Here is a 14,891-nt window from a genome sequence, read left to right as displayed (position 1 = left end):
CTGTCCCCGGACGAATGCGCGATCGGGCGCGTACGCCGGATGGCACATGAGGTGCTCCTTCTGCGGGGTCACTCCCGGACAGTGGGCAGCTGTGAAGCGAGGTAGAGCTGTCTGCAGGCGCTGCGGGCGATCTTGCCGCTGGATGTTCGAGGGACGCCGCCCGGCCGGACCAGCACGAAATCATGCACCCACACGTCGTGCAGCGCGCCGACCGCGCCGCGTACGACGCTGCGGACCTCGTCGTGATCCAGCTCACCGAGCCGGAAGGCGCGGGAGTGTTCGGCGACGACGACCAGGTGCTCGGTGTCCGCTCCGTCGATCGCGAAGGCGGCCACATGGTCGGAGCGAACAGCCGGATGCGCGTCCTGCACCGTCGCCTCGACGTCTTGGGGAAAGTGGTTGCGACCGTCGATGATGATCAGATCTTTGATCCGGCCGGCTATGTACAAGTCGCCGTCATGAATGATGCCGAGGTCGCCGGTGCGCATCCAGGGACCTGCGGGCAGTCCGCCGGCGGGCTCGGTGAGTTGTCCGCCGAAGATCTCCCGGCTGCGCTCGGGCTTGCGCCAGTAGCCGCGCGCCACGTTGGGACCGTGGATCCAGATCTCACCGATCCGGTCATCGGGGAGTTCCGCGCAGGTCTCGGGATCGACGATGGCGACGTACTGGCCGGCCGGGCTGCCGCACGAGACCATCCCCACGCCGCGCTCCGTCTCGGCGAGCCGCACGACCCCCTCGCGCAGGCTTATCGGATCGACGCGGAGGATCCGTGGCGGAACGTCCTCACAGGCGGCGGTGACGAACACGGTCGCCTCCGCGAGTCCGTAGCACGGCGTCAGAGCCCCGGGGCGCAGGCCGGTCGCGCCGAACGTGGCGGCGAAGCGATCCAGCGTGCCCTGCCTGACCGGTTCTGCCCCGTTGAGGCACCAGCGCAAGCCCCGCAGATCGAGACCGCTCGTGTCTCGCGTACGCGTGAGGCAGTATTCGTAGGCGAAGTTCGGGGCGGCGGTCAGGACCTCGTCGTCCCGGCGGTCGGAGATCATCCGCAGCCACCGGGCCGGATGCCTGATGTACGACGCCGGGTCGGTGAAGTCCACCTGGATGCCGTGCACGATCGGAGCCGCGAGCGTGGCCACCAGCCCCATGTCGTGGAAGAGCGGCAGCCAGCTGACGATCGCCACCCTCCGGTGCCGGTCGACGCCGAAACGCGTCCATAACTGCCGGGCGTTGACGGCCAGGTTGTGGTGACTGATCTCGACCCCGGCAGGCTCACGCGTGGAACCCGAGGTGTACTGCAGATAGGCGAGCTCCTCCGGGTCGACCCGCTCCCGGTCCCAGGCGGCGGGCTCGATGGCGTCGGCCGCGACGAGGTCGCGCGGTCGCGGCAGGTCGTGGTCGTCGAGGAAGACCCGTACCTCCGGCAGGATGCGGGACGTACCGACGACGACGGCCGGATCGGCGTCGGCGTAGGCCCCGGCCAGGCGGGCGGAACGACCCGGCAGGTCCGGGGAGAACAACGGCACCGCGATGGTCCGGGCGTACATGGACCCGAGCATCGTGATCAGATACTCCAGCCCCTGGGGCAGCAGCAACGCCACCCGGTCACCGGGCTCGGCGAACCGGCGCAGCCGGGCGGCCGTCGCGCAGGCCCGCAGGTGCGCCTCGGCCCAGGTCAACGTGGTCCTTCGACCATCACGGTGGCTGCCGTAGTCCACGAAAGTGAACGCCGGCTCGTCCGGCCTCTCCTCGGCCCACCTGAGAACCAGATCCGTTAATGGCTCCCCGCTTGTGGCATCGATGAAGCGATCACCCAGCGCCATCCCACTCCCCCTCGCCAAAGGTGGTTCGCCTGTGTCGGCGGGCTGCATTTGCGCAGTCGCTAATTAATAGCGAGATTTTACCTTTAGCTCTTCATCGAGAGCATAAGGTCATTGTGACTGGCCTGATAGATATATTTTCCATCCCCGCATCATACGGCGCCATAAGGGGATATTTCTTGCGAAATGGCCATGAGCGGATTTGGCAAGGCTATGAAATAGGCGCGAAATTCTGCTGTTGGCCGTTTATGCAGGGCGATGAGCGCAAAAAGTCGCCGGACGACCGCGTCCCTGCCACGAGGCAATCGGTGGCAGGGACGCTTTCCTGTTGCTAGCTCTTCGTCTTCTGCGCGGTTTCCTTGGTGCAGTACGGGCAGAAGGGTTCAGGGTCGACGCAGACCTTGACGCTGTCGGAGTCGTTGGCGGGATCGAGGTCCAGCTCCTTGCCGTCGGCGGTGGCCGTGTTGGTCGTCTCTCCGACCGCGGTGGCCTTGGCATGGAGGGTCAGCGTGGCCGAGGCGCCACTGGCCAGCGCGCCGACCGTCCACATCCCGTTCGCCGGCGTGTAGGTCCCGTTGGCGGCCATGGCGGAGACGAAGGCGAGGTTGGCCGGCAGCATGTCCTTGACCGTGACGCCCGTCGCGTCGTTCGGGCCGGCGTTGCGTACGGTGACGCGGTAGGTGACGGTCTGGCCCACGGTCACCCTGGTCGCATCGGCGGACTTGACCACGCTCAGGTCCACGGCCGGGTTGACCTTGGTCACCGCGTCGCCGCTGGTTGAGGTCAGCCGCTCCGGCTCCGGGCCGAGCCGGTTCTCGTAGCCGGCCGTCGCCTGGTTGGTCACCTGCCCGCCCGCGGCGTCCCGGCCGACCTTGACCTTGAACTCCACGGTGGTGCCGTCGGGCAGGCTCGCGGCGTTGGGCAGCGAGCCCCCGGCCGCGGGGGTGGCGCCGTTGCCCAGGGTGAAGGAGACCTTGCCGGCCGCGGCGTCGAACTCGCCCTGGTCGTCGCCCGCCTGATCGGTCTTGTCCCCGCTGCCCGGGCCGTCGACCACCCGGAGCGAGCCGGGCACGTAGGTGGTGCCCGCCGGGACGCTGTCGGTGAGGCGTACGTTCTCCGCCGTGGCGCCGCCCTTGTTGACCGCGGTGACCCGGTAGGTGATCACGTCGCCGACGTCGACCGGCCCCTGCGGGCTCGCGGTCTTGGTGACGACGACGCACGGCGCGGTCGCGAAGGAGATGTCATCGAGCAGGTTGCCGAAGGTGGCGTTCCCGCCGGCCGCCGAGACGGAACGGAAGGCGAACCTGGTGGTCGTCTGGCCCGCGGGCACGATGTAGGCGCCGGAGTAGGTGCCCCAGCTCCCGGTGCCGTCCGACATGACCCGCTGTTGCACCGGCGCCGCCGGGGCGCCGATGTCCAGGGCCATCGTGTCGACCCCCAGCCGGCCGCGGTGGGACAGCCGCCAGTACAGCTTCGTCCCCGGGGCGGTCGCGTGATCCTGGTACAGGGTCGAGACCTGGTTGGCGTTCAGCTCGGCGAGTTGCCTGCCCTCCTTGGTCGGGGTGTTGGCCGGGTTCGGCGGGCTGGCCCACAACTCGATCAGGTGATCGGTGGCGGTGGTGAGCCAGCCCGGCACGTGGTTCGGCGCGCCGGCCTGCGAGACGTCGGGGAACCAGGCCCACGTCCCACGGCTGACGACCGGCTGCTCGAAACCGCCATTGACCAGCGACACCTGGTCGGGGCAGGAGGCGGGATCCGGCGCGACCCGCGCAACCGCCGGGGCGGTGACGGCGGGTGCGGCCTCGGCCGGGACCGCGCCGAACAGCGTCAGCGGAAGGGCCACCGCCGCGAGGGCGGCGACCGGGTAACACATCCCTCGGATGTGTCTCATCGTGATGTTCCTCTCGTCGCAGACATCCACCGGGCCGGGGTGAACCGGCGCCGGACGGCAGCCTCACCCGACGAGGGCACGCGGCGGCACACGACACGTGCGGCCGCACCAACAGTTGGCTTGATCTTGTTCAGCGCGTACACGGGCTGGAGATCCAGTGGCTTCTCGACCCACCGTGCCGTGACGCACGTTCGGCTCGCATTGCCAGGAAGCCTTCAGGATCAATCGGTTGATCCGCCACATAAAGCGCCATTACCGTGCATCCCACCCTCATCTTTCAACGTTGTAAGAGAAAGTGGTCATGGCGACAACTCGACATACCCGCAGGGCCTTGGCGACGACGGCACGAAGTTCAGCAACTACTACGTGTCCAACTCGCTGTGCTGCCCGTCGCGCGCCTCGATGTTCACCGGCCGGTTCCCGCACAACACCGGCGTGGCCACGAACCTGAACTCCGACCGCGGCGGTTACCAGGCGTTCGCGCCGCACGAGCCGAGGACGTACGCCGTCTCGTTGGCACAGGCCGGATACCGCACCGGCTACCTCGGCAAGTACATCAACGAGTACCCGGTGAAGGACGCGAACTACCACGTGCCGCCCGGCTGGGACGAGTGGCACGTGGCGGCCGGCGGCGGCTACAACGAGTTCAGGTACGAGCTCACCCGCTACGTCAAGGGGGACGAGCCCGGTCTGGACTCCTCCGACGGCACGTACCTGGTGGACGAGCTCGGCAAGCGGGCCACGGACTTCATCGCGCGCTCGCGCGAGCGCGCCCCGGGCCGGCCGTTCTTCCTGCAGGTCTCGCCGTTCGCGCCGCACTCCAGGCTCGGCTACAAGCCGGGCGACAAGGAGCCGCACTTCCCGCCCGCGCGCCGGGACCGGCCCAAGACCCAGTTCCCGGCCGGGGAGTTCCCCAACGGCGACTGCGGCGGGCCGGACTGCAACGGCATCGACGTGAGCAAGCTGCCCGCGTTCGACGAGGACACCGCCGACAAGCCCTCCTGGGTACGCCGCGCGCCGCTCGCCCCGGCCCTGGTCAAGACGCTGCGCAAGGACTTCCGGGACCGGATCCGCATGGTGCAGTCGGTGGACGACATGGTGGAGCGTGTCCTGGGCACGCTGACGGACGCCGAGAAGCGCAACACGTACGTGGTGTTCACCAGCGACAACGGTTTCCACCTCGGCCAGCACCGCCTCGAACGCGGCAAGTCCACCGCCTACGACCACGACGTACGGGTACCGCTGCTGGTCAAACGGCCCACGGCGGGACGGAGCGGCGACGTGGTGACCGACGCCATCGCCCAGAACGTCGACCTGTTCGCGACCTTCCTCGACATGGCCGGGGTCGGCGCGGCCACCCGCGACAGCCGCGACGGGCGCAGCCTGCTGCCGCTCATCCAGGGCAAAAAGGCGAAGAACTGGCGGAAGACGGCGCTGATCGAGCATGTCAAGCCCAACCCGGCCGGGTCGGGTGAGTCGGATCCCGACGCCGAACCGGTGCAGGCGGAGAACTCGCAGCCACCCAGCTACGCGGCGGTGCGTACCGCCGGGGAGCTGTACGTCGAGTACGAGGGCGAGGCGAAGCCCGAGTACTACGACACGGTGGCGGATCCGAACCAGGAGTCCAACGACCCGGACAACGCCAGGACCGCCGGCCTGGGCAAGGTCCTCGACACACTGGCGACGTGCGGAAAGCCCGGCACTCCGGACTGCTGGACCGCAGCCCGGCGCTGACCTGGGAAGAAATGCGTCCAGGGCCAGATCGAAGAAGCAACACCCCAGACCGCACTACATAGGGCAAGTAGGCTGACCATGATCGCCTGCGACTGTGAAGGAGCCGCCAATGACCGCCGACCCCACGATGACCCGGATCGGCCAGGGCGTGGAGTTACATCACCACCAAGGTCAGCGTGAAGCGGCTCGCGAGTTGTTCGCGCAGATCTGGGATGACATCGGCGGCGAGCAAGGCGACCCGCTGCATGTCTGCGTCCTTGCCCACTCGATGGCCGATGTGCAGGACGACGTGCACCAGGAGCTGGTGTGGGACCTGCGAGCGCTTGCCGCCGTCGGCCTGATCACCGACGAGCGGGTGGCCCAAGCCGGGGTGCCGCTTTCGGTGGCCGGGCTGTATCCGTCGTTGCACCTGAACCTGAGCGAGTGCTATCGCAAGCTGGGCGATCTCAACCGCGCCCGTGAGCACCTCCAGCAGGCGCGGGACGGGATCGGCGCACTTGGCGACGACGAGTACGGGCAGCTCATCAAGAGTGGCCTGGAGCAGGTGGCCGAACAGTTGGGCGAGACCGTCTGACGGCGAGCACCGGCAAGGCGCAGCGCGGGTCAGAGCATGAGGTCCCGGAGTCGCTCGACCGCGGCGATCCGCCCGGCTGAGTCTTCCGCGAGTGGCTTCACGCTGACCGTGGTGATGCCGCATTCGGCGAGTTCGGCGACGCGGTCGGCCACGTACTCCTTCGGCCCGATGAGCGACGTGGCGCGCAGGAGGTCCTCGGGCACCGCGGCCTCGGCCTCGCGCTTGCGGCCCGACAGGTAGAGGTCCTGGATGAGCTCGGCCTCGCGCTCGTAGCCGTAGCGGCGGGCGAGGTCGTTGTAGAAGTTCTTGCCCCGGGCACCCATGCCACCGATGTAGAGCGCGAGCTGCGGACGACCACGGTCGAGCAGGTGGCCGACGTCGTCGCCGATGGCCAGGGGCATGGTGACCACGATGTCCAGCGGGCCCAGGCTCGGGTCGCGGGTGGCCTGACCGGCGTCGAGCGACGGCCCCCACACCTGGCGCAGCCTGCCGGGATGCACGAAGATCGGCAGCCAGCCCTCGGCAATCTCGGCGGCGAGCCGCACGTTCTTGGGGCCGATGGCGGCCAGCATGATCGGGATGCGGTCGCGCACCGGGTGATTGATGAGCTTCAGTGGCTTGCCCAGGCCGGTCCCGCGCCCGGCCGGCAGCGGGAGCTCGTAGTGCTCGCCCTGGTACACGACCTCCTCGCGGCGCCACACCCGGCGGCAGATGTCCACGATCTCGCGGGTCCGGGCGATCGGCGCGTCGTAGGGCACTCCGTGGAACCCCTCGACCACCTGCGGCCCGGACGCGCCCAGGCCGAGCGTGAACCGGCCCTCCGAGACGTAGTCCAGCCCGGCCGCGGTCATCGCGAGCAGCGAGGGCGTCCGGGTGTAGATCGGCATGATCGCCGAGGCCAGGTGCATCCGGTCAGTGGCACCGGCGAGGTATCCGAGCTGGCTCACGGCGTCGAAGGAGTAGGCCTCCGCCACGAAGGCGATCTCCACCCCGGCCGCCTCCAGGTCGCGCAGGCCCGCGACCGCTTCCTTGAAACCACCGCCGTAGGCCAGGGTCGTGCCGATCCGCATGGCGAACCTCCAAGGTCAGATGGGCCGCAAGCCCGCACTGGCCCGCGCCCGCCAAGGTGTTGACGTGTGTCTCAGAGGTCACTTACATTACGCGTACTTAACGAACGATCGATAGTGACTGCTCGATTTAACTTAACGAACGATCGATGCATTGCCTGGGAGTCGCCGGATGCTCGAGATCGAAGGGCTCGCCGTCCGCTACGGCGCACGCGAGCCGGTACTCCACGGAGTGAGCCTCGCGGTCGCCGAGGCGGGCGTGGTCGCGCTGCTCGGCGCGAACGGCGCGGGAAAGACCTCCCTCATGCGGGCCGTCTCGGGGACGGTCGCGCTGCACGGCGGGTCGGTCACCGCTGGGTCGATCCGCTTCCTCGGACAGGAGATCGCCGGGGCGAACCCGGCCGGCGTGGTGGCCCGCGGACTCGTGCAGGTCCCGGAGGGCCGGCACGTGTTCGGCCCGCTCACCGTCGAGGAGAACCTCGACGCGGGCGCCATCACCGTCCGCTCCCGCGAGGCGCGTACGCGTACCCGCCACCAGGTGTTCGAGATGTTCCCCCGGCTGGCCGAGCGGCGCCGGCAACGCGCCGGCACGCTGTCCGGGGGCGAGCAGCAGATGCTCGCCATCGCCCGCGCGCTGATGTCCCAGCCGAAGCTGCTGCTGCTCGACGAGCCGTCACTCGGCCTGGCACCGCGGCTGGTCAAACAGATCGGCGAGACCGTACGCGAGATCGCCCGCGATGGCGTGCCCGTGCTGCTGGTGGAGCAGAACGCGGCGATGGCACTGTCCGTCGCCCACTCGGCCTACCTTCTGGAGCTCGGGCGGGTCGTGCTGACCGGGCCGGCGGGCGAGTTGTCCCACAGCGACGAGGTCCGCCGGCTCTATCTCGGCGAAGACGCGGAAGCCGATGCGGAAGACCCTGGTGACGGCCGGGCCGCGCCCCAGCTGGCCCGGTGGACGGCATGAACCCGCCCCGGCTGGTGGTGGACGCGGTGAGCGTGGCGTTCAGCGGCCTGCTGGCACTGGACGAGGTGTCGTTCACCGTCGAGCCGGGCACGGTGCACGCGGTCATCGGCCCCAACGGGGCGGGGAAGTCGTCGCTGCTCAACGCCTTGTGCGGCATCTACCCCGTGACCGGCGGGCGCATCCTGCTCGACGAGCACGAGGTGACCCGGCAGCGGCCGGACCGCGTCGCGGCGCTGGGGGTCGGCAGGACGTTCCAGAACATCGTGGTCTCGCCGCGGGAGTCGGTGCTGGACAACCTGATGGTGGGCCGGCACCGGCTGACCCGCGCCGGCCTGGTCAGGACCGCGTTCTGGCTCGGCCGCCGCGAGCAGCGCCGCCACGAGGCGCGGGTACGCGAGATCGCCGAGTTCGTCGGCCTCTCGGCGCGGCTGGACAGCACCGCGGGACGGCTGGCGTACGGCGACCTCAAGCGCCTGGAGTTCGCCAGGGCGCTGTGCCTGGAGCCGCGCCTGCTCATCCTCGACGAGCCGGTCGCCGGCCTGAACACCGCGGAGAGCCGCGAGCTGGGGCGGCTCGTCGTCGCCGCGCGCGACGCGCTCGGCCTCACCGTGGTCTTCGTGGAGCACGACATGGGCGTGGTCATGTCGATCGCCGACCGCATCACGGTGCTCGACTTCGGCAAGGTCGTCGCCGGGGGCACACCCGCCGAGGTGCGCCGGAACCCGACCGTGATCAGCGCCTACCTCGGCGCGCCGGATGAGGACACCCACGAGGCCGAGAGGACGCCGCGATGATCCGCCTGCTGGAACTGCTCGTCAACGGCGTGTCCCTCGGCCTGCTGTACGCGCTCATCACCCTCGGATTCGTCATCGTCTTCAAGGCCACCCGCGTGGTCAACTTCGCGCACGCGTCGTTCCTCCTGCTCGGCGTGTACGTGGTCGCCGTCGCCCAGCCGCTGCTCGGGTTCGCGGCGGCGGCGCTGCTCGGGCTCGCCGTCGCCGGCCTGCTCGGGCTGGCGACCGAGCGGCTGCTGCTGGCCCGCGTCGACCGGCACAACCACCACGCGATGGCGATCCTCACGATCGGCCTGAACGTCGTGCTGACCGCCGAGCTGACGCGGCGCCTGGGCGAACAGGTGCTGCCGCTCGGCGCACCGTGGGACGGGCACGTGGTCCACCTGGGCTCGTTGACCCTGCCGCTCACGGTCGTCATCACCGTGGTGGCCGTACCGGTGCTGATCGGCGGCCTCACCGCGCTGCTCACGCTGACCGGCTGGGGACTGGCGATGCGCGCGTCCATCGCCGACGCCGAGGGAGCGGCGCTGGCAGGGATCCGGCTGCGCCGGGTCTCGGCCACGGCCTGGGTGCTGGGCGGGCTGCTGGCCACCGCGGCCGGAATCGGCCTGGCCTCGTTCCCCAGTCCCGGCGTCAGCCTGAGCATGGAGTCGGTCGCGATCGCCGCCTTCCCAGCGGCCATCATCGGCGGGTTCGACTCGCTCGGCGGGGCCATCGCCGGCGGCCTCATCGTCGGGGTCGTTCAGGTGCTCGTGGCCGGTCACCAGGACTCGCTCGCCTTCCTGGGGCTCGGGGCAGGCGACGTCGTGGCCTATCTCGTGATGATCGTCGTGCTGCTGTGGCGGCCGTCCGGACTGTTCGGTTCGAAGGAGTTCAGCCGTGTCTGACGACGCCATCGCGCCTGCCCGCCTCGTCCCCGCCGAGGCGCGGGCCCGGACGCTGCTGCCGCGCCGCCTGCCGGCCGTCGCCGCCGTGGTCGCCGCGATCGTGGTGGCGCTGGCCCTGCCGCTGTACGTGGACGCGTTCTGGCTGCGCATCGGCCTGTTCGCGATGGCCTCGGCGGTCGGGGCGCTCGGCCTGACCATCCTGTTCGGCGCGGCCGGGCAGCTGTCGCTCGGGCACGCGTTCTTCGTCGCGGTCGGCACGTACGGCTACGCCTTCCTCTCCGGCGGCGACGGCGGCGACGGCGGCCGTCTGGCGGGGCTGGGGCTGCCCCCGCTCGTGGCGGCGGTGCTCGCGACCCTGCTCACCGGGCTGTGCGGCCTGCTGTTCAGCCCGGTCGCCAGCCGGCTGCGCGGCATCTATCTCGGCATCGCCTCGCTCGGCCTGGTCTTTCTCGGCCACCACCTGCTGCTCAACCTGCGGCCGGTGACCGGCGGCTACGACGGGCGCTCGGTCACGCCGTTCGCGCTCGGCGGGTTCGTCTTCTCCGACGCCGGGGGGCTCGTCGTGCTCGGGGTGCCGTTCGGGGCCGTGGAGAACCTCTGGTACCTCTTCCTGGCCGTCACCGTCGTGGCCATGCTGGTGGCCCGCAACGTGCTGCGGGGCCGGCCGGGCCGGGCGTTCCGCCTCATGCGCGACAGCGAGGTGGGCGCCGCCGCGATGGGCGTGCGCGTGCAGCGCACCAAGGCGGCCGCGTTCGTTCTGTCCTCGATGTACGCCGGGGCGGCCGGCGTGCTGACGGCACTGGCGTTCCAGCGTGCCGTCCCCGACTACTTCGACCTCCATCTGTCCGTCGACTTCCTCGCGATGATCGTCCTTGGCGGGCTCGGCTCGACGTCCGGCGCGATCATCGGGGCGACGTTCGTGGTCGCGCTGCCGATCGTGCTGTCCCGCTATGCCGACGTGCTGCCGCTGGTCGTCGGCCCTGGCCAGGACGGGCTGGAGGCGTCCACCGCCGCGCAGTTCGTCTACGGCGCGCTCGTCGTGGTCGTGATGCTGACCCAGCCCGGCGGGCTGCGCGCGCTGCTGCACACCCTCCGGGACCGGCGCCGGCCGGCCGCCCCCTGACCCCTCCTTACGCCCCCCAGAGAAGCACCAGGAGAACCCCATGAACCGGTCCCGTCCACGCGTCTTCGCCGCGGCCGCCCTCGTGGCCGCCATTTCCGTCACCGGTTGCTCCACCAAGGCCACCTCGTCCGCGAACGCCGGCGCCCCCGGCGTCAGCGACTCCACCATCAAGCTCGGCATGCTGGTGGACCTGTCCGGCGCGTTCGCCACGTCAGGGAAGACCAGCAACACCGCCAGCCAGTTCGCCGTCGACGAGATCAACGCGGCGGGCGGCGTGTGCGGGCGGAAGATCGAGCTGGTCGTCCGGGACCACGGCTACGACGTGCAGAAGGCGGTCACGGCCTACGACGAGGTCGCGCCCCAGGTCCTCGGGTTCCTCAACGTCTACGGGTCGGCGATCACCTCGGCGCTGCGGGACAAGATCTCCTCGAACGACGTGCTGGTCGGCCTGACGGCGTTCGCGCCGACGCTGCTCGGCGACCCGCACCTCCTCGTGGTCGGCGCCACGTACGACATCCAGGCGATCAACAGCGTCGACTGGATGGTACGCGAGGGCATGCTGAAAAAGGGCGACACCCTGGGACACATCTACCTGCAGGGCGAGATCGGCGAGAACAGCCTGAAGGGCAGCACGTTCGCGACGGAGAAGCTGGGACTGAAGCTGGCCGGCCAGCAGATCAAGCCGACCGACGCCGACCTCACCAGCCAGGTCAACGCGATGAAGGCGGCGGGCGCCAAGGCGATCCTGCTGGACTCGACCGCGAAGCAGACCGCGGCGGTGGCCAGCGCCGCGCAGGCCGCCGGACTGGACGTGCCGATCATGGGGACCGTGGCGACGTTCAGCACGAGCCTGCTGTCGACGGCGGCCGCGCCCGCGCTGATCAAGCGGTACCACCGGGTGTCGGGCGTCGGGCTGCTCAGCGCGGACACGCCCGCGGTCAAGGCGCTCGCGGACAAGTGGAAGGCCAAGTTCGGCGCGCAGCAGCCGGAGTCGGGCGGCGCGGTCGTGCTCGCCTACCTCTCGACCCACCTGTGGGCGAAGATCATCAGTGGCACGTGTGGCGACCTGACCCGCAAGGGCCTGCTCGCCGCCCGCGCCAAGGTGACCAGTTTCAGCATCGACGGGCTGGGGCCGGCGCTGGACTTGTCCGACCCGGCGCAGCCGACCTCGCGGGCAAGCCAGATTCACCGCCCCGACAAGGGCGTCTACGCCGGCATGAAGCTCGTCGAGGACTTCAAGGTGTCCGACCTCGCCAAGGAGTACCAGGTGAAGGCAGGCTAGCCTCGGCCGGGGCCGATGATCAGACATCGAACGTGCGCGGAATAGGATGTGGTAATGGGGACACGCGGCACAGCGGAGGCGGCGGATCGGCCGCCTCGGGCGGTGACCAGGGGAAACGGGCTTGCCGCGATCATGCGGTCGGCACGCGACATCTTCGCCGAGCGTGGCTACCATGGCGCCTCGATCAGGGACATCGCGAAGGGCGCGGGGCTCAGCCTGTCGGTCCTCTACTACTACCACGCCGGCAAGCAGGAGCTGCTCCACGCGCTGCTGGAGGACGCCCTCGACGACTGCCGGCGCGGCTGTGAGACAGCGCTGACCACCGCCGGTGACGACCCCGCGGTGCGGCTGGGCGCCTTCGTCCAGGCCACGGTCGAATACCGGGTGCGGCGCCAGGTCGACAGCCTGCTCGCGCTGCGCGAGCTGCGCAACCTGGAGCCGGATCGGCTGGAGCGGTTCGTGGAGCGGCGCGACGCGCTGCCGAAGCTGCTGCACGAGATCATCGACGACGGCGTGGCCCGCGGCGTCTTCGCCACTCCCCATCCCGACGAGGCGCAGCGGGCGATCCTGGCGATGTGCAACGCGATCGCCCAGTGGTACCAACCCGACGGTGACCTGAGCGTCACCGACCTGGTGGAGCGCTACGTCCACCTGGCGCTCACGGTGGTGGAGCATCGGCCACCGCCCCGCAAGCCGCGCGCCAAGAGCCGCTGACCTCGACAAACCGGACCCTGACGCCATCGGCTTGCGACCCCTATTTAACGATCGTTCGACAAGATGATCATCTTGCCGGCAGAGAGAGGAACGATGCGACGCACCGTCTTCGACGACGACCATGAGGCGTTCCGGGCCACCGTCCGCGACTTCCTGGCCCGCGAGGTCGTCCCGGTCTTCCCCGAGTGGGAGAAGGCGGGCGCGGCGCCCCGCGACTTCTACCGGCTGCTGGGCAAGCTGGGCATTCTCGGCCTGCAGGTCCCCGAGGAGTACGGCGGCGGCGGCCAGCGCAGTTTCCGGTTCAACGCCGTGGTGAACGAGGAGCTGGCCCGGGCGAGGCTCGGCCTCGGCCCGGTGCGGGTGCACACCGACATCGTGCTGCCGTACCTGCTGCGCTACGCCGGCGAGGAGCAGAAGCGGCGCTGGCTGCCGGGGATGGCCAGCGGCGAGCTGATGACCGCGATCGCGATGACCGAGCCGGGCACCGGGTCCGACCTCGCCGGCATCGCCACGACCGCCGCCCTCGACGGCGATCACTACGTGCTCAACGGGGCCAAGACCTTCATCACCGGCGCCGTCAACGCCGATCTCGTGCTCGTCGTCGCCCGCACGTCTTCCCCGCCCTCGGGTGACCGGCGTGCGGGGCTGAGCATCCTGGTCGTCGAGGCGGCCTCGCGCGGCTTCTCGGTGGGCCGCAATCTGGACAAGCTCGGGCTCAAGGCGCAGGACACCGCCGAGCTGGCCTTCGACGACGTCCTCGTACCGGCGGCGAACCTGCTGGGCGAGGAGGGCCGCGCGTTCGAGTACCTCGGCCACAACCTCGCGCAGGAGCGGCTGTCCATCGCCGTGAACGCGCAGGCGGCAGCCGCGACGGCGCTGGAGGTCACCCTGTCCTACGTGACCGAGCGGAACGTCTTCGGCCGGCCGCTGTCCGGCTTCCAGAACACCAAGTTCGTGCTCGCCGAGTGCGCGACCGAGGTGGAGGCGGGCCAGGCGCTGGTCGACCGCGCGCTGCAGGAGCACGACGCCGGCCGGCTGAGCGCGGCCGACGCGGCCAAGGTGAAACTCTTCTGCACCGAGACGCAGTCACGCGTCGTCGACAAGTGCCTGCAACTGCACGGCGGCTACGGATACGTGCTGGAATACCCGATCGCCCGCATGTACGCCGACGCACGGGTCACCCGCATCTACGGCGGCACCAGCGAGGTCATGAAGAGCATCATCGCCAAGTCAATCGGCCTCTGATCAAAGGAGCACCTCGATGAGCACTGTGCTGACCGAGTTCGCGGACGGCATCGCGGTCATCACCATCAACCGGCCCGCGGCGCGCAACGCGGTGGACCTGGAGACGACGAAGGCGCTCGCGACGGCGATCGACGAGCTCGAGTCCCGGCCCGACCTGCTGGTGGGGATCCTCACCGGGGCCGGCGGCACGTTCTGCTCCGGCATGGATCTGAAGGCGTTCGCGCGGGGCGAGAAGCCCGCCCTGCCGGGGCGGGGATTCGCCGGCATCACCGAGCGGCTTCCGGAGAAACCGCTGATCGCGGCGGTGGAAGGATGGGCGGCCGCGGGTGGCTGCGAGCTGGCGCTGGCGGCCGATCTCGTGGTCGCGGCCCACGATGCCCAGTTCAGCCTGCCCGAGGTCAAGCGGGGACTGATCGCGGTGGGAGGCGGGTTGCTGCGGGTGGCGAAGGCGTTGCCGCACCACCTGGCCATGCAGCTGGTCCTCACCGGTGATCCGTTGCCGGCGGTGCGGGCGCATGCGTACGGGCTGGTCAACGAGCTCACCGAACCGGGTGGAGCGCTGCGGGGGGCGCGGGAGCTGGCCGCGCGGATCGCCGCCAACGCGCCGTTCGCGGTACGGATGTCGAAGCGCGTCCTGTCGTCGTCGGTGAGCTACACCGACGAGGCGGCGTTCGCGGCGCAGCTGAAGGTGTGGGCCGAGGTGGCGGCCTCCGCCGACGCGCAGGAGGGCGCCCGCGCCTTCGCCGAGAAGCGGCCACCGGTCTGGCGCGACAGCTAGCCTGCCCGGCGGCCGTTGACC

The 14,891-nt window shown here is 70.1% G+C and carries 13 protein-coding genes; 10 read left to right on the top strand and 3 right to left on the bottom strand.

Annotated features, from left to right (window positions below):
• Positions 1-68: 68 nt before the first annotated feature.
• Together KME78_RS16265 and KME78_RS16260 are read right to left on the bottom strand one after the other, a co-directional pair.
• Positions 69-1,820: a fatty acyl-AMP ligase gene (locus KME78_RS16265; protein WP_219529725.1), complete on the bottom strand. Its 1,752-nt coding sequence runs from the start codon at positions 1,818-1,820 to the stop codon at positions 69-71.
• 328 nt (positions 1,821-2,148) lie between these two features.
• Positions 2,149-3,708, bottom strand: a complete 1,560-nt coding sequence (locus tag KME78_RS16260; protein WP_219529724.1) for a CLIPPER-2 domain-containing protein — start codon at positions 3,706-3,708, stop codon at positions 2,149-2,151.
• Between KME78_RS16260 and KME78_RS16255 the strand changes: the two genes are divergently transcribed.
• On the top strand, positions 3,700-5,442 hold the full coding sequence (locus KME78_RS16255) for a sulfatase family protein (RefSeq protein ID WP_308126978.1): 1,743 nt from the start codon (positions 3,700-3,702) through the stop codon (positions 5,440-5,442). The genes KME78_RS16260 and KME78_RS16255 overlap by 9 nt on opposite strands.
• 109 nt (positions 5,443-5,551) lie before the next feature.
• The gene (locus KME78_RS16250) at positions 5,552-6,016 is read left to right on the top strand and encodes a hypothetical protein (protein ID WP_219529722.1); all 465 of its coding nucleotides are present in this window, start codon (positions 5,552-5,554) and stop codon (positions 6,014-6,016) included.
• Between the two features lie 29 nt (positions 6,017-6,045).
• Here KME78_RS16250 and KME78_RS16245 read toward each other — a convergent pair whose 3' ends face one another.
• Positions 6,046-7,086, bottom strand: coding sequence for an LLM class F420-dependent oxidoreductase (locus KME78_RS16245; protein WP_219529721.1), 1,041 nt, complete (start codon positions 7,084-7,086; stop codon positions 6,046-6,048).
• A gap of 169 nt (positions 7,087-7,255) precedes the next feature.
• On the opposite strand from KME78_RS16245, the gene KME78_RS16240 reads away from it, so the two are divergent.
• The 8 genes from KME78_RS16240 (at position 7,256) to KME78_RS16205 (ending at position 14,870) form a co-directional block, all read left to right on the top strand.
• Positions 7,256-8,047: an ABC transporter ATP-binding protein gene (locus KME78_RS16240; RefSeq protein ID WP_219529720.1), complete on the top strand. Its 792-nt coding sequence runs from the start codon at positions 7,256-7,258 to the stop codon at positions 8,045-8,047.
• Positions 8,044-8,841: an ABC transporter ATP-binding protein gene (locus KME78_RS16235; RefSeq protein ID WP_219529719.1), complete on the top strand. Its 798-nt coding sequence runs from the start codon at positions 8,044-8,046 to the stop codon at positions 8,839-8,841. The genes KME78_RS16240 and KME78_RS16235 overlap by 4 nt, the downstream gene beginning before the upstream one ends.
• The gene (locus tag KME78_RS16230) at positions 8,838-9,728 is read left to right on the top strand and encodes a branched-chain amino acid ABC transporter permease (protein WP_219529718.1); all 891 of its coding nucleotides are present in this window, start codon (positions 8,838-8,840) and stop codon (positions 9,726-9,728) included. The genes KME78_RS16235 and KME78_RS16230 overlap by 4 nt, the downstream gene beginning before the upstream one ends.
• On the top strand, positions 9,721-10,851 hold the full coding sequence (locus KME78_RS16225) for a branched-chain amino acid ABC transporter permease (RefSeq protein WP_308126977.1): 1,131 nt from the start codon (positions 9,721-9,723) through the stop codon (positions 10,849-10,851). The genes KME78_RS16230 and KME78_RS16225 overlap by 8 nt, the downstream gene beginning before the upstream one ends.
• 40 nt (positions 10,852-10,891) lie before the next feature.
• A complete protein-coding gene (locus tag KME78_RS16220; protein WP_219529717.1) occupies positions 10,892-12,133 on the top strand; it encodes an ABC transporter substrate-binding protein in 1,242 nt (413 codons plus the stop codon).
• 54 nt (positions 12,134-12,187) lie between these two features.
• Entirely contained in the window at positions 12,188-12,847 is a 660-nt protein-coding gene (locus tag KME78_RS16215; RefSeq protein ID WP_219529716.1) for a TetR/AcrR family transcriptional regulator, read from the top strand.
• A gap of 93 nt (positions 12,848-12,940) precedes the next feature.
• Positions 12,941-14,092 (top strand): acyl-CoA dehydrogenase family protein, encoded by a 1,152-nt coding sequence (locus KME78_RS16210; RefSeq protein ID WP_219529715.1) that lies wholly within the window; start codon positions 12,941-12,943, stop codon positions 14,090-14,092.
• Positions 14,093-14,108: 16 nt separating this feature from the next.
• Positions 14,109-14,870: a crotonase/enoyl-CoA hydratase family protein gene (locus tag KME78_RS16205; RefSeq protein WP_219529714.1), complete on the top strand. Its 762-nt coding sequence runs from the start codon at positions 14,109-14,111 to the stop codon at positions 14,868-14,870.
• Positions 14,871-14,891 lie beyond the last annotated feature (21 nt).

It is taken from the genome of Nonomuraea guangzhouensis, assembly GCF_019396345.1.
GTDB lineage: Bacteria > Actinomycetota > Actinomycetes > Streptosporangiales > Streptosporangiaceae > Nonomuraea > Nonomuraea guangzhouensis.
This window is presented reverse-complemented; position numbering and strand designations above follow the sequence as displayed.

What these genes read in the sequence shown, in the direction of transcription:
- KME78_RS16215 (WP_219529716.1), top strand. Translation starts at nt 12,188, where the DNA reads ATGGGGACACGCGGCACAGCGGAGGCGGCGGATCGGCCGCCTCGGGCG.
- KME78_RS16245 (WP_219529721.1), bottom strand. Translation starts at nt 7,086, where the DNA reads ATGCGGATCGGCACGACCCTGGCCTACGGCGGTGGTTTCAAGGAAGCG.
- KME78_RS16260 (WP_219529724.1), bottom strand. Translation starts at nt 3,708, where the DNA reads ATGAGACACATCCGAGGGATGTGTTACCCGGTCGCCGCCCTCGCGGCG.
- KME78_RS16220 (WP_219529717.1), top strand. Translation starts at nt 10,892, where the DNA reads ATGAACCGGTCCCGTCCACGCGTCTTCGCCGCGGCCGCCCTCGTGGCC.
- KME78_RS16230 (WP_219529718.1), top strand. Translation starts at nt 8,838, where the DNA reads ATGATCCGCCTGCTGGAACTGCTCGTCAACGGCGTGTCCCTCGGCCTG.
- KME78_RS16265 (WP_219529725.1), bottom strand. Translation starts at nt 1,820, where the DNA reads ATGGCGCTGGGTGATCGCTTCATCGATGCCACAAGCGGGGAGCCATTA.
- KME78_RS16235 (WP_219529719.1), top strand. Translation starts at nt 8,044, where the DNA reads ATGAACCCGCCCCGGCTGGTGGTGGACGCGGTGAGCGTGGCGTTCAGC.
- KME78_RS16210 (WP_219529715.1), top strand. Translation starts at nt 12,941, where the DNA reads ATGCGACGCACCGTCTTCGACGACGACCATGAGGCGTTCCGGGCCACC.
- KME78_RS16240 (WP_219529720.1), top strand. Translation starts at nt 7,256, where the DNA reads ATGCTCGAGATCGAAGGGCTCGCCGTCCGCTACGGCGCACGCGAGCCG.
- KME78_RS16250 (WP_219529722.1), top strand. Translation starts at nt 5,552, where the DNA reads ATGACCGCCGACCCCACGATGACCCGGATCGGCCAGGGCGTGGAGTTA.
- KME78_RS16205 (WP_219529714.1), top strand. Translation starts at nt 14,109, where the DNA reads ATGAGCACTGTGCTGACCGAGTTCGCGGACGGCATCGCGGTCATCACC.